General features: G+C 67.9%; 16 protein-coding genes. 11 read left to right on the forward strand and 5 right to left on the reverse strand.

The features are described 5' to 3' along the window. Positions 1–20: 20 nt before the first annotated feature. The gene (locus tag EV646_RS37935) at positions 21–1265 is read right to left on the reverse strand and encodes an MFS transporter (protein WP_132157545.1); all 1245 of its coding nucleotides are present in this window, start codon (positions 1263–1265) and stop codon (positions 21–23) included. Positions 1266–1714: 449 nt separating this feature from the next. On the opposite strand from EV646_RS37935, the gene EV646_RS37940 reads away from it, so the two are divergent. Together EV646_RS37940 and EV646_RS37945 are read left to right on the forward strand one after the other, a co-directional pair. Beyond that, complete coding sequence (locus tag EV646_RS37940) at positions 1715–4282, forward strand: MXAN_6230/SCO0854 family RING domain-containing protein (RefSeq protein WP_132157547.1); 2568 nt, start codon at positions 1715–1717, stop codon at positions 4280–4282. Positions 4283–4423: 141 nt separating this feature from the next. Further along, positions 4424–4972: a hypothetical protein gene (locus EV646_RS37945; RefSeq protein WP_132157549.1), complete on the forward strand. Its 549-nt coding sequence runs from the start codon at positions 4424–4426 to the stop codon at positions 4970–4972. A 30-nt stretch (positions 4973–5002) separates the two neighbouring features. Here the strand turns inward: EV646_RS37945 and EV646_RS37950 are convergent, their stop codons facing one another. From EV646_RS37950 to EV646_RS37960, 3 genes are read right to left on the reverse strand one after another with little or no spacing between them, the layout of a single operon-like run. After that, positions 5003–6391, reverse strand: a complete 1389-nt coding sequence (locus EV646_RS37950) for a sensor histidine kinase (protein ID WP_132157551.1) — start codon at positions 6389–6391, stop codon at positions 5003–5005. Next, entirely contained in the window at positions 6391–8034 is a 1644-nt protein-coding gene (locus EV646_RS37955) for an NAD(P)/FAD-dependent oxidoreductase (RefSeq protein ID WP_132157553.1), read from the reverse strand. The genes EV646_RS37950 and EV646_RS37955 overlap by 1 nt, the downstream gene beginning before the upstream one ends. Before the next feature lie 52 nt (positions 8035–8086). Then, positions 8087–8845, reverse strand: coding sequence for a FadR/GntR family transcriptional regulator (locus tag EV646_RS37960; protein WP_132157555.1), 759 nt, complete (start codon positions 8843–8845; stop codon positions 8087–8089). A 191-nt stretch (positions 8846–9036) separates the two neighbouring features. Between EV646_RS37960 and EV646_RS37965 the strand changes: the two genes are divergently transcribed. Genes EV646_RS37965 through EV646_RS38005 form a run of 9 tightly spaced genes read left to right on the forward strand, consistent with a single transcriptional unit; the run spans position 9037 to position 18680 of the window. Further along, on the forward strand, positions 9037–10551 hold the full coding sequence (locus EV646_RS37965) for an ABC transporter substrate-binding protein (RefSeq protein ID WP_132157557.1): 1515 nt from the start codon (positions 9037–9039) through the stop codon (positions 10549–10551). Between the two features lie 4 nt (positions 10552–10555). Next, entirely contained in the window at positions 10556–11506 is a 951-nt protein-coding gene (locus EV646_RS37970) for an ABC transporter permease (RefSeq protein ID WP_132157559.1), read from the forward strand. Continuing rightward, positions 11503–12321 (forward strand): ABC transporter permease, encoded by an 819-nt coding sequence (locus EV646_RS37975; protein WP_132157561.1) that lies wholly within the window; start codon positions 11503–11505, stop codon positions 12319–12321. The genes EV646_RS37970 and EV646_RS37975 overlap by 4 nt, the downstream gene beginning before the upstream one ends. Further along, positions 12318–13277, forward strand: coding sequence for an ABC transporter ATP-binding protein (locus tag EV646_RS37980; protein ID WP_132157563.1), 960 nt, complete (start codon positions 12318–12320; stop codon positions 13275–13277). The genes EV646_RS37975 and EV646_RS37980 overlap by 4 nt, the downstream gene beginning before the upstream one ends. Continuing rightward, positions 13270–14151 carry an ATP-binding cassette domain-containing protein gene (locus tag EV646_RS37985; protein ID WP_132157565.1) on the forward strand — a complete coding sequence of 294 codons (882 nt, stop codon included), beginning with the start codon at positions 13270–13272 and terminating at the stop codon, positions 14149–14151. The genes EV646_RS37980 and EV646_RS37985 overlap by 8 nt, the downstream gene beginning before the upstream one ends. After that, complete coding sequence (locus EV646_RS37990) at positions 14148–15581, forward strand: aldehyde dehydrogenase family protein (RefSeq protein ID WP_132157567.1); 1434 nt, start codon at positions 14148–14150, stop codon at positions 15579–15581. The genes EV646_RS37985 and EV646_RS37990 overlap by 4 nt, the downstream gene beginning before the upstream one ends. A gap of 7 nt (positions 15582–15588) precedes the next feature. Beyond that, positions 15589–16386 carry an SDR family NAD(P)-dependent oxidoreductase gene (locus EV646_RS37995; protein WP_132157569.1) on the forward strand — a complete coding sequence of 266 codons (798 nt, stop codon included), beginning with the start codon at positions 15589–15591 and terminating at the stop codon, positions 16384–16386. An 11-nt stretch (positions 16387–16397) separates the two neighbouring features. Further along, positions 16398–17759 (forward strand): amidase, encoded by a 1362-nt coding sequence (locus EV646_RS38000; protein WP_132157571.1) that lies wholly within the window; start codon positions 16398–16400, stop codon positions 17757–17759. Between the two features lie 33 nt (positions 17760–17792). Continuing rightward, a complete protein-coding gene (locus EV646_RS38005) occupies positions 17793–18680 on the forward strand; it encodes a sigma-70 family RNA polymerase sigma factor family protein (protein ID WP_132157573.1) in 888 nt (295 codons plus the stop codon). 216 nt (positions 18681–18896) lie between these two features. Here the strand turns inward: EV646_RS38005 and EV646_RS38010 are convergent, their stop codons facing one another. Next, positions 18897–19703, reverse strand: a complete 807-nt coding sequence (locus tag EV646_RS38010; RefSeq protein WP_241996600.1) for a L,D-transpeptidase — start codon at positions 19701–19703, stop codon at positions 18897–18899. Positions 19704–19723 lie beyond the last annotated feature (20 nt).

Genomic DNA, 19723 nt, shown 5'->3' on the forward strand with positions numbered 1-19723 from the left:
TTGCGCGGATCTCCGGCGGCTCACCCGGCACCCATTTCGGCGGTGCCGGACCCGGTACGGCGGGTACGTGCCCAGGCAGTGCCCGCCGCCAGGGCCGCACAGGCGCCTGCGACACCCATCAGGCCCAGTGCGACCGACGGCGACCACTCGTCCGCCAATAGGCCGGCGAGCAGGATGCCGATGCCCTGACTGCTCTTCAGGGCTGTGCTCGCCACTCCGAACGCCTGGCCACGCTGTGAGTCCGGCACGGCCTGAACGAAGGCCGCGCTGGTCGGCAAATGGTAGGCAGAGGCGAGGCCCGACACGGCCCACAACGCCACAGTGGGCAGCAGGCCTGGCGCGAAGAGGCAGAAGATCAATGGTGCGCACGCCAGCACAGCCAGAGGCGCCAGCAACCCCAGACGTCGCTCTGGCGGCCACAGCGTGATGAGCCACATGCCTGCAACAGCTCCGGCCGGGCTGGCAGCCAGGAGCAGTCCGGCGGCTTCAGCGCCCTGGCCTATCTCATGGGCGTACGGGACTGCGAGGCCCTCTACTGTGACGTAGAAGCCGGCAATGGTCGCTAGCACGACCAGCGCCCGGAGTTTCGGCGTACGGGCGACGAGTCTGAAGCCAGAGGATAGGTCGCTGAAGTAGCTGCCTTGTGGCTCATCTGTGCCACGCGCAGGCACCGGACGGCGTCGTACTCCGATGGCTATGAGGACTGCGGAGAGCAGGAAAGTCGCGGAGTCCAGCAGCAGGCCGCCTGACGTGCCTACGGCGACTACGACGACCCCACCGGTGCCGAAGCCGAGGACCTGGCTGAACTGGACGACCATGTCGTTGGCCGCCTTGCCCAGGACGTAGTGGTCACCTGGCAGTACGGCGGGGAGCGTTGCGGCACGCGCTGCGTTGAAAGGTGAGCCGAAAGCCTGCAAAGCAAGCAGGAGCAGGATCACTACCACCAGCGGTAGCGCCTGGATCGCCATGGCCGCGACCAACACTGCACGGGCCAGGTCGGTGACGATCATTACTGCGCGGCGGGGATAGCGGTCTGCGAAACCGGCCAGCAATGGACCGAAGAGCAGGTCTGGCACATAGGTCAGTGCATAGGTCAGTGCGGTGAGGCCGGCGGACTCGGTGCGGTCGAAGACCAGCACTGACAACGCGACCCGCGCCAGCTGGTCGCCCGCGACGGACAGCACGCCGGCCAGGAACAACGCCCTGAACTCCGAATGCCCGAACACGTCCCGCCAGCGGGCACGCTCGATGACCCCACCCTCCATGCCTTAGACCATAACCACAATCCGTGGTGCGACACCTCCCGCCTGTGACTGAAAGGGTTTCCCTGCGCGTGGGGAGGGTTGGTTCAAGGGTTTGATCACGGCAAATCAGTGCCAGATGGGGTGCCCGGTGGCGACCGGTTTGGATGAACGTTCTACTCTGGAGATCTCTGGTACCGGGGTCTGGGCGGGGCGGCCCCGACCCTGGTACCAGAGTTCTTCTTTGTCCGGACCTGTATCCGCCGGTCCAAGGCGCACAGGACCGACCGGGGCGGTGGGGTGGGGGACGCAGCCAAAACTGTCCGTGGCGGCCGGTAGCGTTCTTCTTGCCAGGGGCGGCTCCTGGACGTGCTTCCTTCTGCTTCACCAGGCCAAGTAGCGCGTCCGCTCTCCGCCCCTGGCTCCTTCATCCACGAAGACGTGGCGGGAAGACCTGCTGGGGAGGAGCGCGCATGCCGGATCAGCCGCGCCACGATCACGCCGCCGTCCTGTTGCGACGCCGGCGACTCGTCGACGCGACCGCGCTGACCCCGCCAGTACGGCGATCCGCCTGGCAGTGGCTGCGTCGTCCGCTCACCATCCAGGCAGGTCTGTCCGCGTTGCAGGCCGACCTGATCGAGCGCGGCTTCCTCCTGTCCGTCGGCCTCTACCGGTACTGCACCGGCCTGTCGGCCCCGGCGCTCGCGGGATTCGGTCATTCGCTGCTCGACCTCCTCGATGCCGAGTCTGGGTACGACGCGTCGCAGGTGCCACTGTTCCGCGGCTTCCCCGAGAGCGTGCCGGGCAACACCGAGACGCTCTACATCAACCGGACCTTCGCGCGGTTGCTGCAGGAGCCCGAGCAGCCGTGTGTCATGTGCGGTGACGCGAAGTCGGTGCACGCCGTCTCGCCCTGCGCACACCTGATCTGCCGGACCTGCTGGGACGGCACCGACTTCAGCGCCTGCCCGGTCTGCCAGCGCCGGATCAACCCCAACGACCCGTTCCTGAAGCCCTCCCCGCACGAGGAGCAGCCCGCCCACGTCCGCTCGGATCGACTTCAGCTCCTGACCCTCGCGCCACACGACGCCGTACGGTCGACAGTCGACGCTCTACTCGTACGGCGCTCGCCGCTGTCCGCAGGTGATCGCGCCGACCTGAAGGTGCTGCTGGCCGGAGCGGATCTATCGTGGTTGCCGGACGAGATCCCGGTGCGGGAGACCCGCGCGCTGGTGCTCGCGCAATTCCTCGACGACCATCCACACCTGATCGATCGCGCCGGTACGGCAACCGACGTACTGCGGCTGGTCTACGCCCTGATGGATGCGGATCCAGGTCTGCGGACCGCGCCGGCCCGGCGGAAGTCGTTGCCTCGGGCAACTCGGCGGGCGGTGCTGGCCCGGCTCGACCGGCTGCCGGCCGATGCTTTGGTCGAGGACATGCTCAGGCATGAACGAGCCTGGAAGCGGGTCGCGGAGAACCTTCATCCTTTCGAGTTCGCGACCCGGTATCCGCTGGCGGCGCTGGCGTTCGCGGTGGTGCGCCGTACCGAGCTGGATTCGGGGAGCGCGGCCGGCCGCGCGGTGTTGGGCGAGGCGGCGCGGCGTCCCTTCGTGCGGTTGGAGGGGCGGCGGCTGACGACGAACACGTTCGCCGCGCGCGTCGAGGGCGCGTTCGCGGACGGTCGTCCGGGGCATGCGCTCGATCTGTTGCGGGATCGGCCGGGGGAGCTGGTGCGGCGGCTAATGCAGCTCGCGCGGGAGTTGCCCGCGGATCAGCACGGTGCGCTGGTGGATGCGCTGACGACTGCTGTCTCGGATGTGTCGCCGGTGGTGATCACGGCGGCGCTGGGGCAGGTGCGGACGCCGCCGGGTGATCTGCGGCTGTTCTTTCCGCGCGGCGGGACCACCCGGATCTGGACGACGGTGGATGAGCGGGAGCCGTTGCCGGCCGAGCTGGCTGCCGCGTTGTCCGGCGTACTGGTCGGGGAAATGTTGCGTCGGGCAACGGATTTGCCACGGCTGCGGCGGGTGTTCCTGGACGAGGAGCTGGCGCGGCTGGCGGCGCCGGGCTCGGAGCGGAGCGGGTCGTCGACACTGCTGCGGATGACGCGGGGGAGTGCGGTGCCGATTCCGCAGGACGAGCTGCTGCGGTTGTTCCTGCACTGGGTCGAGCCGCGGGACCGGCGGGTGGATCTGAATCTGTCCGTAGCGGTGTTCGGGGAGGAGTGGGACTTCGTCGGGCTGTGTGACTACAGCCGGCTGCGGTTCGATCAGGATGCGCTGGTCCACTCCGGCAATCTGATGTCCGCGCCGGGTCCGGCCGGGTCGACCGAGTTCGTGGATCTGGACCTGCGCGCCGTACGACGGGTTGGCGGGCGATACCTGCTGCCGGTCGTGTTCAGCTACAACAACGTGCCGTTCGACCAACTCGAGCGTGGGTTTGTCGGGGTGATGCGGCAGCCGAACGGGCTGTTCGATCCGGCGGCGGTCGAGGAGCGGTTCGACCTGGCCGGGCCGGCGACGATCCTGCTGCCGTTCGGCCTCGACCTTCAGACGAAGGAACTCCGCTGGTACGACGTCAACCTCGGCGCCGCGGGTTACCGGAACAACATCGCGCGGTACGGCGGTCACCTCGCACTGATGGCGGCGACACTCGAGGAGGTGCACGGCTCCGGCGACCGCGTCAGCCTGTGGGAGATCTGCTGCTGGCACGCCGCGGCCCGCACCGACGAGGTCGTCGTACGCTGCGCCGACGGCTCGGTCGTCGGCTACCTCCGCGACCCGTCCGAAGACCTCGTCACCTTCGCCCGCCGCTTGACCGCTCACCTCGAGCCCGACCGCCCCTGGGACACGGACGCCGCGATCCAGGCCGATCTGGCCGCCGTACTCACCGCCGACATCACGCCGCGCCGCGGCGCCCAGATCTACGCCCTCCACCCCCATCTTCTGGACCCGGCCGCACACCTCCTCATAGACGCCCCCCACCTCCTCACCACGCTCACCCCCGACACCCGAGCCCACACCCCGCTCCACACCTGACCCCGGCCTGCCCCGATCCCGTAAATGGTTTCTGTGGGTTGGCTGAGAAGAGTTTGACAATTCCGTGACGGCGGCGGGTTTGGTGCTTTGGCTGGCTGGGGTGCGGGGGTACAACGGAAGTGACTGCGAAGGGAGCCACGAATGACGTACGACGTGGTGGTGCTCATCGAGCGGGAGATGAGCGAGGGCGACGCGCGCCGTGTTGCCGCCCTGCACGCAAGGTATGAGGACCCCGTTGACTATCACCTGCTCGTCTCCAGCCATCCAGAGGCCGGATTCGGTGGCCCGATGGCGTTGCTGGGTTCGAGTTTCGCGGACGTGGCCGGAATGCCCGGCTCCGGGGCAGGGCTCGGACCGTCGATGATCCCGTCCGCCAGAGTCAGTCCACCCGCGGAACGAAAACCCATCAGTACGATGGCACTCGCCGACCCCGACGTCGACCTGGCCTCGGTGATCGAACACAGTTCGCGCCGCCTCCGCGCCGCGAGCGGTTACCCGGTCAACGTCTCCATCACCCACGGTGAGGTCCTGCTCGCCCTGATGACGCTGTGCAAGCAGACCAACAGCCACGAGGTAGTCGTGGTCGCCTGGCCCGAAACCGCCGCCAGCTTCCTCTGCTCCGACTGGACCACCCGAGCCCGCAAAGCCCTCAAGGTCCCCCGAGTCCGAATCCTCGAACACGACACCTGACCGATAGCGCCGCCACCACCCAGGACCGGGTCAGGTTGCCGGGATGGGGTGGTGGGGGAGGCGGATTTGGAGGGTGGTTTGGCCGGGGTGGCTGGTGATGGTGATGGTGCCGCCGTGGTGTTCGGTGATGATGCGTTGGGCGATGTCGAGGCCCAGGCCGGTGCCTTTGCCGACGTCCTTGGTGGTGTAGAAGGGTTCGAAGGCGCGGGCGGCGACCTCGGGCGGCATGCCGGGGCCGGTGTCGGTGAACTCGACGACGATGCGGTCGCCGTCGGTGCGGGTGGTGATCCGCAGGGTGCCGGTGCCGTCCATCGCGTCGACGGCGTTGTCGATGAGGTTGGTCCAGACCTGGTTCAGTTCGCCGGGATAGGCTTCGATCCGGGGCAGGTCGCCGTACGCGCGGATGATCTCGATGCCGCCGCGGAGTTTGTGGCCGAGCATCACCAGGGTGGACTCGATGCCCTCGGTGATGTCGATGGTCTGGATCGATCCGCGGTCCATCTGCGAGTACGAGCGTACGGCGGCGACGAGCTCGGTGATGCGCCGAGTCGACTCCTTGACCTCGCCGAGCAGGGTCGCGGTCGACAGCGTGCTGGCCACCCACAACAGACCGGGCTCGGTGGCGTCGCCAAGTACCGAAGCCGCCCGCGAGAGCCACTCGACCGTGGCTCCGGCAGCGGCGAGCGGTGGCGCGATCAGCCAGTCCTCAGCGATGCCCTGCCGATCGAGCCAGTCGGAGATCACGTTCTCCTGATCGGCGAGATCGACCGGATCAACCGCCGCGGCCCCACCGAGTTCCAGCCGCAGCGAGTCGAGTTCGCTGAACTGCGCCGCCGAAATCTCACCAACAGCGAGTCGCTGCAAAGCCGACAGCAACGTCGCGCAGGCCGATTCGAGCGCACTGACCGAGCGGGAGGCCGCCGCGGCGGGGTTGTTGATCTCGTGCGCCAGCCCAGCCGCCAGCGTTCCCAACGTGATCAGCGCGTCCCGCTGACGGGCCGTCGACTCGATCGCACGCGCGGTCCCGTACACACCCTTGATCAGATGCCCGCCGAGCGGGAACCAGTCGTCGACCCGCTCCCGCAGTACGGCGGCCGGCACCCGCAGTACGCGACCTTCTTCAACGCCACGCCCGCTGGCGAGATAGACGCCGTGCTCGTCCCACGCCCGGAACCCGCCGGCCCAGCGACCCGGGACGTCCATCTTCCCCATCACGGTGTCCTCGCGACCGATCCGGCGGTGCAGCGCGATGGCGCCGTCGACAAGCACCCACCAGAAATCGGCCGGCTCACCTTCATGGAACAGGTCGACGCCAGGCTCGATCCGCAGCTCGAACCCGCCCTCGATCAGCTCGCCCAGCTGGATATCGGTCAGCCCGACGAAGAGGCCGATCCCGCGCAGGTCGTCGACGGTGATCATCAGAACGTCGCCAGGTAGCGGTGGACGAGGTAGACCGACATCGCGCCCTCGCCGACGGCGGACGCGACGCGTTTCATCGAGTCGAGCCGGACGTCGCCGGCCGCGAACACGCCAGGCAGGCTCGTCTCCAGCGCGAACGGCGGCCGCGCCAGCGGCCAAACTCCGGAAAGAACCAGATCAGGCCCGGTGACGATGAAGCCCCGCTCATCCCGTACGACGGAGTCGCCGAGCCACTCGGTCCGCGGCGACGCACCGGCGAAGACGAACAACCAACTCGCCGGCACCTCCTCAGACTGCTCAAACGTGCGAAGCGTCAGTGCCTCCAGATGCCCGTCGCCCCGGCAGCCGACCACTTGGGTCCGGCACCGCACCTCGATGTTCCGCGCCGCGCTGATCTTGTCGACGAGGTACCGCGACATCGAGGTCACCAGCGTGTCGCCGCGGACCAGGAGCACCACTCGTTTGGCATACCGCGCTAGGTTCAGCGCGGCCTGACCAGCTGAGTTCGCCGCACCGACGACGTACACCTCCTCGCCCTGACACTGACTGGCCTCGCTCGCCGTCGCTCCGTAGTACACGCCGCGGCCGGTGAGGTCGGCGAGGCCTTCGACGTCCAGCGTCCGGTAGGAGACGCCCGTAGAGACGATCAACGAGCGGGCCTCGATCTCTCCGGATCCCTCCAGCAGTACGGCGTGCACAGGTCCGCGGGACTCGAGGCCGACGACGGACCGCGCGAGCACCATCTCGGCACCGAAGCGCGAGGCCTGGGCCACGGCACGCGCAGCCAGGTCGGAGCCCGTCAGACCGCGAGGGAAGCCGAGGTAGTTCTCGATCGCCGCACTCATACCAGCCTGGCCGCCCGGCGCTTCGCGCTCCACGATGACTGTGCTCAGACCTTCGGATGCCGCGTAGACAGCTGCTGCCAGCCCGGCCGGTCCGCCGCCGACGATGCAGACGTCGTACAGCGGCTGCTCGGCGCGGGTTCGCAGGCCGAGCGCGGAGGCGAGGTCGACCGTGGACGGCGAGCGGAGGGCATCGCCTTCCGGTACCAAGACCAGCGGCAGGTCGACGTCAGAAGCCGAGGCGAGTTCGCGCAGGCGTTGCCCCTCGGCGTCGCGCTCGACGTCGTACCAGCGATAGGGCACGTGGTTGCGGGCGAGGAAGGTCTTGATGTCGTGGGCGCGGTCGGACCAGCGGTTGCCGATCACTCGGACGTCGGAGGTGTGCTCCGGGTTGGCCTGCCGCCAGTCGCCGAGCAGATCGTCGACGACCGGGAACAGCTGATCCTCGGGCGGATCCCAGGGCTTGAGCAGGTAGTAGTCCAGGCCGATGTCGTTGATCGCCTTGATCGCGACGTCGGTGTCGGCGTACGCGGTGAGCAACAGGTACTTCGCGGTCGGCGCCTGATCTCGCGCACGCTCGAGCAATTCGATGCCGGTCATCCCGGGCATCCGCTGGTCGGTCGCGATCAGGGCGATCGGCTGGTTACGCAATGCGAGTTTCGTCAGTACGGCGAGCGCCTGGTCACCCGAGGTCGCCTTCACGACGAAGTAGTCGTCGCCGTAGCGCCTGCGCAGGTCACGGGAGATCGCCGCCGAGACCATCGGGTCGTCGTCGACGGTGAGAATCGCCGGTTTGCTCACGCTGTGCCCCCCACGGCAAGGAACCGATCACGTCAGCATGCCACGACAAAACCTAGTCGTCGATGAGTGCGCGCAGCGTCTCCTGCTCTGGTGCGGGGACGTAGCTGGCGTAGTAGTCGTACATGTTCTGCCGGGCGATCCGCGCGGCCGCGTGACCGTTGCCGGCGCGGATCGCGTCGACGACCTCGGTGTGGTGCTCGAGGGATTCGAGCATCAGGGCGCGGCTGTTCGGGGCGTGCGCGACCTTGTCCGAGATCAGCGTGAGGACGACGCCGCGGACGACGTCGTTGCAGGTCTGGATCAGCGAGTTGCGGCTGACCCGGGCGATCACGTCGTGGAAGGCCAGATCCGCTTCGCTGAACGCCTCGAAGTCGACATCGATCGCGGCCCGCATCGCGACCAGCGTCTCCTCCATCTCGGCCAGGTGCTCCGGCGTCCGGAGCCGGGTCGCCACCTGGATCGCGGCACCGTCCATGATCATCCGGAACCCGATCAGCTCACTCAGCGTGAGCTCGTCCACCCGGGCGAGCCGGACCATCTGCTTGCGCAGCGCCGATTGGGAGAACGGCAGAATCTCCGGTCCGTTCGGGTCACCGGGTCGCGACCGTACGACGCCGTTGCTCTCCAGCACCCGCAACGCCTCGCGCACCGTCGACCGGCTGACCTCGAACTGCGCCACCAGTTCCCGCTCACTCGGCAGCCGCTGGCCCGGCGCCAGATCACCGCGGGCGAGCGCGTCCTCGACCTGCTCGACGATCCGCTGGTACGCGCGGACAGGCTGCACCGGCTGGAACTGCGGATTCTTTGCCATCCGGAGGACCCCAATCGCTTGACAGACCCGTGTGTAGAGGACAAACCTAGTGGCCCACTGACACCTAGTCCACTGGTCGGACCAGTCACAGTCGTACGGCGAACCCCGCCGGCCCGGCGTGGCCCCGCTCACCGGACCGGGCCCAGCTCGTCAAAATGGCGCACTAGCCGGCGGCAACTGGAGGAGTTCGCGTGAAGTCGTTTCGGATTCGAGCGGTCGCATTCGTCGCCTCCGCGGCGCTCCTGGCGCTGACCGCCTGCTCAGCCGGTTCCGGTACGTCGCCCGGCAGTACGACGGGCGCCAGTCAGTCGCTGGCCATCGGCCTGGTCGCTGAGCCGGCCAGCCTCGACTTCACCACCACCGACGGCGCCGCGATCCCGCAGGCGCTGCTCGGCAACGTCTACGAGACGCTGGTCAAGCTGGACGAGTCCGGCAAGATCGTGCCGTCGCTGGCGAAGTCGTGGACGACGTCGCCGGATCGCAAGACCTACACCTTCGACCTCGTCGACAACGCGAAGTTCACCAACGACAAGCCGTTCACCGCGGCCGACGCGGTGTTCAGCATCAACCGGGTGAAAACGGCCTGGACGACGCAGCTGAAGGCGGCGATGGACGTCGTACAGAATGTGAAGGCGCTGTCGGCCACGCAGTTGCAGGTGACGCTGTCGCGGCCGAGCAACGACTGGCTGTTCCGGATGACGACGCGGATCGGCGCGATGTTCTCCGAGACCGGCGTCAGCGCACTGGCGACCGCGCCGATCGGCACCGGGCCGTTCAAGTTCTCCAAGTGGAACCGCGGCGACTCGATCGTGCTGCAGCGCAACGACGGCTACTGGGGCAGCAAGCCGTACTTCAACGAGATCACACTGAAGTACTTCAAGGACCCGACCGCGCTGAACAACGCGCTGCTCACCGGCACGATCAACGTGATCGGCACCGTCCAGGCGCCGGAGGCGTTGAGCCAGTTCACCAGCAACGACAAGTACCAGGTGATCGAAGGTACGACGAACGGCGAGGTGCTGCTGTCGTTCAACAACTCCGAGCCGATCTTCAAGGACATCCGGACCCGGCAGGGGATCCGGCAGGCGATCGACCACAAGGCCTTGCTGGACACGTGTTTCGCCGGTCGCGGCAAGCTGATCGGCAGCATGGTCCCGCCGACGGACCCGTGGTACGAGGACCTCACCAGCATCGACCCGTACGACCTGGCCAAGGCGAAGTCGTTGCTGCAGGCATCTGGTGCCGCCGGCAAGACACTTCGGCTCCGGCTGCCGACGTTGCCCTACGCGATCTCCTGCGGCCAGGTGGTGAAGAGCCAGCTGGAGCAGGCCGGGCTGAAGGTGCAGATCGATCAGCTCGAGTTCCCGGCGGCCTGGCTGACCACGGTGCTCAAGAACGCGGACTACGACATGTCGATCATCGCGCACGTCGAGCCGCGCGACCTCGGCACCGTCTTCGGCAGCACGAAGTACTACACCAAGTACGACGACCCGACGCTGCGGCAGCTGCTCGCGGCGGCGGACACCGGGAACGAGGCGGCGCAGATCGACAACATGAAGAAGGCAGCCCGACGGCTGTCCGAGCAGGCCGCCGCCGACTGGCTCTTCCTGCTGCCGAACCTGATCGTCGCGGACAAGAACCTCACCGGCCTGCCGCAGAACGCGATCACCGAGAACTTCGATCTCTCGCGCCTGGCGCGTTCATAAGGCCATGGTTCTCCGCCTGATCGAGCGCACCGCGGTGCTCCTCGCGAGCCTCGCGGTGAGCTCGGTGCTGGTCTTCGCCTTCATGGCGATCCTGCCCGGCGACCCGGCCCGGGTCGCACTCGGCGTCAACGCGTCCGACGAGGCCGTCGCCGAGCTGCGCCGCCAGTTCGGCCTCGACCGCCCGTTGACCACGCAGTACTTCGAGTGGCTCGGCGGACTGGTCCGCGGCGACTTCGGTACGTCGTACGTCTCCAAGGCGGCGATCGGGCCGCAGATCTTCGACCGGTTCCAGGTGACGCTGTGGCTGGTTGTCGCCGGCATGGTCGTCGCGCTGGTGGTCGCGGCGCCGGCGGGCACGGTGATGGCGGCGCGCCACCGGAAGGTGTCGGGGCTGGCGCTCTCGGCCGTCTCCCAACTGGGCGTCGCCGTACCGGCGTTCCTGGCGGGCATCTTGCTGATCATGGTGTTCGCGGTGAAGCTCGGCTGGCTGCCCGCGAACGGCTGGACGCCGCCGGCGCAGGACCCGGCGATGTTCCTGAAACAGCTCGTCATGCCCGCGTTGTCGCTCGGCCTGGTGCAGGGCGCCGTACTGACCAGGTACGTGCGCAGTGCGGTGCTGGAGGTACTGCGCGAGGACTACCTGCGTACGGCGCGAGCCAAAGGACTCCGGCCGTTCCCCGCGTTGTGGCGGCACGGCGTTCGCAACGCGGCCGTCCCGGTTGTCACTGTGCTCGGTCTGCAGCTCGCGACGCTGCTGATCGGTGCGGTCGTCGTCGAGCGCGTCTTCGTCATCCCTGGGTTGGGCAGCTTGCTGCTCGACGGTGTGTCTAACCGCGATCTCCTCCTCGTTCAGGACGTGGTGATGGTCCTCGTCATCGCCGTACTTCTGGTCAACTTCCTGGTCGATCTCCTGTACGTCGCTCTGGACCCGCGGCTCCGGGTGGGGTCGCGATGAGGCGCCTCAACCCGAGCCTGATCGCCGGCGGCGTGATCGTCGGGCTCATCGTCGTGATGGCCCTGGTGTCGTTCGTCTGGACGCCGTACGACGCGACGCTGGTCAACCCGGCGGTGCGCCTGGCGAAGCCGTCGTGGGAGCACTGGTTCGGGACGGACAAGTTCGGCCGGGACGTGCTGAGCCAGATCATGGTCGGGTCGCGGACCACGTTGTTCGTCGGGGTGGTCGCGGTCGGCGTGGCGGCGGTGATCGGCGTACCGCTGGGGATTCTGGCGGCGATGTCGCGGCGGTGGGCGCACGAGTTGATCATGCGGACCAACGATCTGCTGCTCGCGTTTCCTGCGTTGCTGCTGGCAATCATGTTCGGCGCGGTGTTCGGGGCCAGCACGCTGACGGCGATGATTGCCATCGGCATCGCGTCGGTGCCGAGCTTCGCGCGGGTGATCCGGAGTGGGGCGTTGCAGGTGATGCGGACCGAGTATGTGCTCGCGGCTCGTGCGGCGGGGCGGCAGCCGTTCCCGATCGCCGTACGGCACGTGCTGCCGAACGTGACGAGCCTGATCACGGTGCAGGCGTCGGTGTCGTTCGCGATCGCGGTGCTGGCTGAGGCGGCGCTGTCGTTCCTCGGGTACGGGACGCCGCCGCCGACGCCGTCGTGGGGGCGGATGTTGCAGGAGAGCCAGGAGTTCCTGTTCAGCGCGCCGCGGCTGGCGATCTTCCCGGGCGTGGCGATCGCGATCGCCGTACTGGGATTCAACCTGCTCGGTGACGGGCTGCGTGACCGGTTCGACCCGAAGCTGGAGGACCGGCGATGAGCGATGTTTTGAGCGTGCGCGGGCTGACCGTGACGGTGCGGGACAAGACGCTGGTGTCCGATGTCGACCTGACGGTCGGGCCGGGGGAGCGGGTTGGGCTGATCGGGGAGTCGGGGTCGGGGAAGTCGTTGACCGCCCTTAGTGTGCTGGGGTTGTTGCCTGAGGATGTTGTTGCCGCGGGCTCCGTTCAGTTGACCGGGGTGGATCACGAGCTGATCGGGGCGGACGAACGCCGGATGTCGCGGGTGCGCGGCCGGCACCTCGCGATGGTGTTCCAGGAGCCGATGACCGCGCTCAACCCGACCATGCGGGTCGGCGACCAGATCGCGGAGGCCATGCTCATCCACCGCACTGTTCCTGGTCGTCGGGCAGCTCGGGCGGCCGCCGTCGAGCTGCTCGGGCGAGTTCAGTTGCCGAGGGAAACGATGCGTGCGTACCCGCATCAGCTCTCCGGTGGCCAACGGCAACGAATTGTCCTGGCGCTTGCCCTCGCCAACGATCCCGCCCTGCTCATCTGCGACGAGCCGACGACCGCTCTCGACGTCACCGTGCAAGCGCTGGTGCTGGACCTCATCGTCAAGGGCGTCGTCGCCCGATCGTCGGCGCTGTTGTTCATCACCCACGACCTGGCCGTCGTCGCGACCGTCTGCGAGCGAGTCCTGGTGATGTACGGCGGTCGCGTCGTTGAATCCGGCCCGGTCGAGGAAGTGTTCACCCGCCCGCGCCACCGCTACACCGAGGGCCTGCTCGCCGCGTCCGACCTCGAAACCAACGAGCGGCGCCTGACCACGATCCCGGGCAACGTCCCGCCGGCGGGCCAGTTCCCGTCGGGCTGCGTGTTCCGCAACCGCTGCCGCCACGCCACCGACGTCTGCTCGACCGCCCCTTCGTGGACCGGCACCGCGAGTACCGGATTCGCATGCCACCATCCCGCGGAAGTCACCACTCATGCCTGAGATCCGAGAGCACATCCCCGCGGCCCACCAGCCGGACGCCGAGCCGGCCATCAAGCTGATCGATGTCGTACGCAACTACACCCGACCTCGTACGTCGTTGTTGCGCTCGGCACCGGCTGTGCATGCCTTGCGTGGCGTCAATCTGGAGGTCAAGCAGGGCGAGCGGTTCGGAATCGTCGGCGAATCGGGTTGCGGCAAGTCCACGCTGCTGCGCATCATCGCGGCCCTCGATCGCGCCAGTTCTGGTCATGTGATTGTCGAAGGCACCGACATCACGCATCTTCCCGAACGCCGGCTGCGGTTCCTGCGGGAGAACCTTCAGCTCGTCTTCCAGGACCCGATGAGCTCGCTCGACCCGCGCATGCGCGTCCGTGACATCATCGCCGAACCTCTTGTCGTGCAAGGTCATCCGGCCTCCGGACAGCGCGTCCGCGAGCTCCTCGAAGCAGTCGGTCTCTCCGCCGACGCAGGCGACCGCTACCCGCACCAGTTCTCCGGCGGGCAGCGGCAGCGCATCTCCATCGCCCGCGCTCTGGCGCCACGTCCACGGATCCTCGTGGCGGACGAGCCGGTCAGCGCTCTCGACGTCTCCGTCCGTGCTCAGGTGCTGAACCTGATCTCGGACCTGGTCGACGAGCTGAACCTCACCCTGGTGTTCGTCTCCCACGATCTGTCCGTGGTCAAGCACGTCTGCGACCGCGTCGCCGTCATGAACGCCGGCCAGATCGTCGAGACCGGCTACACCGGCGACGTCTACGCCGCCCCCCAACACCCCTACACCCAGCGATTGGTCTCCGCCATCCCCACCCTCCACCGAGCGTTGTCCGGAGCAACCACCACCGATCTCCTCGCGACGAAGGGAGAGCCCGCATGAAGTTCCCAGCTGGTCTGCCGATCGGCGAGTCCTGGATCTCGTCACCGTCCACCGCGCCGGTGATCTTCCCGTACGACGGGTCGACCGTGGCCGACGCGCCGGTCGGTGACGTGGCTTTGGCTGGGCAGGCGCTCGACCACGCCCTGGCCGTCAGCGATGCGGTCGGGCGGCTTCCGTCGTACGTGCGCCGGAAGGTCTTGCAGAGCGTGCATTCCGCGATGTTGGCAGCGCGTGACTCGTTCGTCGATCTGCTTGTGTTGGAGACTGGGAAGCCGCTGGTCGACTGCCGGGTCGAGGTGGATCGGACGCTGCTGACGTTGGAGACCTCGGCCGAGGAGGTCGCGCGGCTGCACGGTGAGACTGTGCCGCTGGACCTGTTGCCGAGTGGTGAGGGTCTGCTCGGATTCTGGGTGCGGAAGCCGATCGGGGTCGTTGTCGGCATCACCGGGTTCAACTATCCGTTGCTGTTGGCATCGCACAAGATCGCGCCCGCGTTCGCTGCCGGGTGTCCGGTGATCGTGAAGCCCGCTCCGCAGACTCCGCTTGCGACGCTGTGGCTCGTCCACCTGATGCGGACGGCGCTGGGGGAGGCCGGCGCACCGGAGGCCGCTGTACAGCTGGTGACCGGGGGAGTGGAGGTCGGAGTCACGCTGACCACGGATCGGCGGATCGGGGCTGTCTCGTTCACTGGTTCGGCCGCGGTTGGGCATCAGATCGCGCGGGACGCGGCGCCGACAAAAGTGCTGCTCGAGCTTGGCTCGAACTCGGCGCTGATTGTTGCCGAGGACGCCGATCTCGACGCGGCGGCCGATGCGATCGTCCGTGGCGGGTACTACGCGTCCGGGCAGGCCTGTATCTCAGTGCAGCGTGTCATTGCCGTCGAGTCTGTTCGGGCCGCGCTGCTGGAGAAGCTCGACGAACGGTTGCCGTCGGTGGTGGTCGGCGATCCGCGCGATCCGGCGACGCGGGTGTCGGCGTTGATCGATCCCAAGTCCACCTCGAGGGTTCGGGCCTGGGTCGACCAGTCGGTCGGCGCCGGGGCCAAGGTGGCCTTCGCGGCTTCGTCCGATCTGCTCGGGCCAACTGTGTTGACCGATGTGCCGGACGGGCAGTTGGCCTGGGACGAGGAGATCTTCGGTCCGGTCATCGCGGTCCGGTCGGTGCCTGATCTGGAGACCGCGTTCCGGACTGTGAACGAGTCGCGGTACGGGTTGCACGCGAGTGTCTTCACGTCCTCGCTCGACACCGCGTTCGCCGCGATCGACCGGCTCGACGTCGGTGGCGTGGTGATCAACGAGGTCCCGGGGTTCCGGTCCGACGTGATGCCGTACGGCGGGGTGAAGGACTCCGGCATCGGTCGCGAGGGACCGCGGTTCGCGATCGAGGAACTGACCACGACCCGGATGGCGATCATCCGTCCACGGCCCTGAGGACATCGTGACTGACTACACCAAACTGTTCCGTTTGGACGGCAAGCACGCCCTCGTCATCGGCGCCGGCAGTGGCATCGGCCGCGAGAGCGCCCTTGCGCTGGCGGCCCACGGCGCCCGCGTCACCTGCGCCGACCGCGACTTCGGCGCTGTCGTGGAGACCGTGGCTTTGGGCAACGACCCGGTCGACTCCAGCTGGGCCGGCGGACTCACGTCGTACGAGCTGGACATCTTGGACGATGCGGCGATCGATCAGGCAGCTGTGGACCTCAGTGACGTGGACGTGCTGGTGTTCACCGCGGCGACCAATGTGCGCAAGCGGATCCTCGACTACACCGGCGAGGAGTTCGACCGGGTGGTGGCGCTGAACCTGCGGGCGTCGTTCCAGCTGATCCGCGCCTTCGGCAAGCAGATGGCGGAGCGGGGTGGTGGCAACATCATCGGCTTCAGCTCCATCCGCGGCACCACCGTCGAGCCTGGTCAATCGGTGTACGCGGCAACCAAAGCCGGCCTCGTCCAGCTTCTCCGTACGGCGGCCGCCGAACTCGGGCCGAACGGCGTACGCGCGAACGCGATCGCCCCCGGCGTCGTCGAAACCCCACTCACCGCGCAGATCAAGGCGAACCCGGCCTGGTACGACGCCTACGCGCAGAAGGGCGCGCTCGGTCGCTGGGCCCGGCCGTCGGAACTCGCCGGCGCCGTCGTCTACCTCGCCTCCGATGCCGCGTCCTTCGTCACCGGCAGCGTAGTCGCGGTCGACGGAGGCTGGACCGCCGTCGACGGCCGCTTCGACCCCCCGAACTGAGGAGCTTTCGCATGAGACTTGCCGACCTGACCGCGATGGAGTTGGTGGCACGGTTTGGTGACGGTTCGCTCTCGCCGGTCGAGGTGATCGAGGATGTGCTGGCCCGGGTGGAGGAGCTCGAGCCGCGGGTCTGTGCGACGTACGCTCTCGATCCTGATGGCGCTCGCGCCGCCGCTCGTGAGTCGGAGCGGCGCTGGCGTGACGGTTCGGCTGGTGCGCTCGACGGCGTACCGGCGACGGTGAAGGAGAACATCGCAACCCGTGGGACGCCTGTCCCACAAGGCACGGCGGCCACCGCGTTGGTGCCTGCGGCCGAGGACGCCCCTGCGGCGGCGCGGCTGCGCGAGGCCGGGGCGGTGATCTTCTGCAAGACGACGATGCCGGAATACGGCATGCTGTCGTCCGGGGTCTCCACGTTCCACCACCTGACGCGCAACCCGTGGGACCTGTCGAAGACGGCCGGCGGTTCGAGCGCTGGTGCCGCGGCGGCTGCGGCTGCCGGATACGGCCCGCTGCACCTCGGCACCGACATTGGCGGCTCGATTCGTCTGCCTGCTGGCTGGTGCGGCGTCGTCGGCATCAAGCCCACGCACGGCCGCGTCGCGGTCGGAAACCCCTACCCAGGAAGGGTGATCGGCCCGCTCACCCGTACGGCGGCCGACGCCGCGCTCGCCTTGTCGGTGATCTCCGGCTACGACCCGCGCGACCACACGTCATTGCCCGCGGCCGACGACAGCTTCGCCGTGTCAGTCGAGGGTCTTCGCGTCGCACTGCTCTTGGATGCCGGCGTCGGGTTGCCCGTCGACCCCGAGGTGGAAGCCGCAGTCTCGTCCGCGGCCGCCGTACTGGAGAAGGCCGGGGCTGTGGTGGAGCCGATCCCGCCGATCATCACTCGGGAGATGCTGGACGGGCTCGACAGCTTCTGGCGCGTCCGCTCCGCCGCCGACATCGCCGCGCTCCCCGACGACCGCCGCGCCAAGGTCCTCCCCGAGATCCGCCAATGGGTTTCCACGGCCGGTGAACTCTCCGGCTTCGACGTCTTCCACGGCTACAGCCAGATGCACGCCATGGCCGCAGCCGTCACCGCCGTCTTCACGTCGTACGACGTGATCCTCTCGCCGGTCGCACCGATCACCGCGTTCCCGGCCGAGCTCGCCTACCCGACCGACGACCCGTCGAAGCCCTTCGAACACATCGCCTTCACCGTCCCCTACAACATGTCCGCCCACCCCGCCACCACCGTCAACGTCGGCTGGTCCTCCACCAACCTCCCAATCGGCGCCCAACTAGCCGTCCCCCACCACCAAGACCTAACCGCCCTAGCCCTAGCCGACTTCCTAGACACCGCGGGACGGGACTGGCCGACCCCCTGACAGTCACGGCGCTCAGGTGTAATTTGAGGGCCGATGGCCGGTCGCGTTGACGAGGTTGCGGCCCACGCAGGGGAGCGCGGGCGGGTCGCGCACTGCTACCGAATGCTCGGCTCAATCACCGAGGCTGAACACGTCGCCGCGCGGACAACCAGCCTGGCCACGGCCACCCTGGAGTGTCTGGCCCGGGCCGCCGAGCGCCCGTTGCCGACGGATCTGGGTGAACCGAGCGACCACCCTGAGGGTGAGCTGCACCAGCGGCCGGAGGTGACCTGGCTCGAACCCATTCCGGATGAGTTCGGCGACGGTCGTCCGATTGGCCTGGATCTCATCGCCGCTCTCCAACGGCTGCCGGCCCGCCACCGCGCCGCCCTCGTCCTCACCGACATCGAGGGCTGGTCGCCTTCTCAGGTGTCAGCCGCGATCGGGAGCATCGACATTGAGGAAGCCAGGTCGCTGTTCAAACCGCTTCCCGGGCATGCGGCGGATCAGGGTGAGCTTCTCGACCGGTATCGCGAGGCGTTCGAGCAGTACGACGTACCGTCGATCGTCCAGTTCTTCACCGACGACGCGATCTGGGAGATGCCGCCGTTCACGTCGTGGTTCCGCGGCGCCCGCAACATCGGCCGGCTGATCTCCACGCACTGCCCCGCGGAGAAGCCCGGCGACCAGGTTCTCATCCCGATCAAAGCCAACGGCCAACCCGGCTTCGCCGTCTACATGCGCGACCCTGCCGACAACGTCCACCGAGCCTTCCAACTCCAGGTCCTCACCCTCACCGCCGCCGGCATCATCCACGCCGTCGCCTTCTTCGACACCACCCTCTTCGACGCCTTCAACCTCCCCGACCTCCTAGCCGGCCTTCCGCCGCACCTGTATGACGGCAGCCCTCGCCCGCACGTCGAGCGGCTCCACAGGCCCTGAGCGCGGACCGCCAGGCCATCACAACGACGCGCAACCGATCACTCCCCGCGGCCCGCCGCCCCATCGCCATGATTGTGATGGCCTGCGCGTCCGCGGACTTCCGCCACTCACCAACTACCTCGCTGGCCGTCCCCAACCGCTCGGCCAAGCGTGCCGCGGCACGACCGGCGCTGCTTGCTGAGTGCCGGAGGTCCGCCTCCCGCCGACTGCCACGGCTCAGTAGTCGCCGTAGACCTGGACTTTGGTGCCGATCGGGGTTTCTCTGAAGATTTGGTGGATTTCGGGGCGGGTTACGCGGACGCAGCGGTGGCTGGCGGGGTAGGGCTTGACGAGGGAGTTGACGCGGGAGCCGTGCAGGGCGATGCCGGGGCGGTCGCGGAGGAAGTAGAGGGAGTCGTACATGTACGCGTCGGGGTAGAGGCTGCTCTCGTGTGCGCCGGCCCACTTGCGCCAGACCTTGCCGGTGCGGTTCGGGGTTTCGTAGCCGGGTGCGCCGGTGGAGATCCAGACGATCCGCTTGTAGGTCTTGCCGACGATCTGGTACGCGACCTGGCAGGTCTTGTTGACGTAGATCCCGGGCTCGCGTGTCGGTGTCGGGCGCGTCGTTGCGTTGAGCACCGAGTTGACGTCGGTCAGCGTCAGTCCCTTGCGGCTGATCGGCATCCCGTGCGTCTCCCGCCACGCACACAGGGCTTGCTTCGCGCGCCGGGTGATGTCGCCGTCGACGTCGCCGACCGGGTACCCGAGTTTGTCCAGTTGCCGCTCCACCTGCAGCGCGTAGTACTGCGGCTTGTGCGTCACCTTCGGCTTGGGAGGAGTCGGCTTGGGAGTCGGTGTGGCGCTGGGCGTCGTACTCGAGGCTGACGGAGAACTCGAAGCTGACGGAGAACTCGAAGCTGACGGGGTGCTCGAAGCCGACGGTGTGTTCGACGGACTGGATTCGCTCGCCGCCACGTCGGAACACCCGACGAGAACGAACGACAGTACGACGGCACCGGCAACGAGACCACGTCGACGAGACACGATTCCCCTCTCCCTCAGCA

Origin of the sequence: Kribbella antiqua (assembly GCF_004345665.1) — a bacterium.
Lineage (GTDB): Bacteria > Actinomycetota > Actinomycetes > Propionibacteriales > Kribbellaceae > Kribbella > Kribbella antiqua.

Coding starts and splice junctions, on each gene's coding strand:
- EV646_RS37935 (WP_132157545.1), bottom strand. CDS start 1,265: ATGGAGGGTGGGGTCATCGAGCGTGCCCGCTGGCGGGACGTGTTCGGG.
- EV646_RS37940 (WP_132157547.1), top strand. CDS start 1,715: ATGCCGGATCAGCCGCGCCACGATCACGCCGCCGTCCTGTTGCGACGC.
- EV646_RS37945 (WP_132157549.1), top strand. CDS start 4,424: ATGACGTACGACGTGGTGGTGCTCATCGAGCGGGAGATGAGCGAGGGC.
- EV646_RS37950 (WP_132157551.1), bottom strand. CDS start 6,391: ATGATCACCGTCGACGACCTGCGCGGGATCGGCCTCTTCGTCGGGCTG.
- EV646_RS37960 (WP_132157555.1), bottom strand. CDS start 8,845: ATGGCAAAGAATCCGCAGTTCCAGCCGGTGCAGCCTGTCCGCGCGTAC.
- EV646_RS37970 (WP_132157559.1), top strand. CDS start 10,556: ATGGTTCTCCGCCTGATCGAGCGCACCGCGGTGCTCCTCGCGAGCCTC.
- EV646_RS37975 (WP_132157561.1), top strand. CDS start 11,503: ATGAGGCGCCTCAACCCGAGCCTGATCGCCGGCGGCGTGATCGTCGGG.
- EV646_RS37980 (WP_132157563.1), top strand. CDS start 12,318: ATGAGCGATGTTTTGAGCGTGCGCGGGCTGACCGTGACGGTGCGGGAC.
- EV646_RS37985 (WP_132157565.1), top strand. CDS start 13,270: ATGCCTGAGATCCGAGAGCACATCCCCGCGGCCCACCAGCCGGACGCC.
- EV646_RS37990 (WP_132157567.1), top strand. CDS start 14,148: ATGAAGTTCCCAGCTGGTCTGCCGATCGGCGAGTCCTGGATCTCGTCA.
- EV646_RS38000 (WP_132157571.1), top strand. CDS start 16,398: ATGAGACTTGCCGACCTGACCGCGATGGAGTTGGTGGCACGGTTTGGT.
- EV646_RS38005 (WP_132157573.1), top strand. CDS start 17,793: ATGGCCGGTCGCGTTGACGAGGTTGCGGCCCACGCAGGGGAGCGCGGG.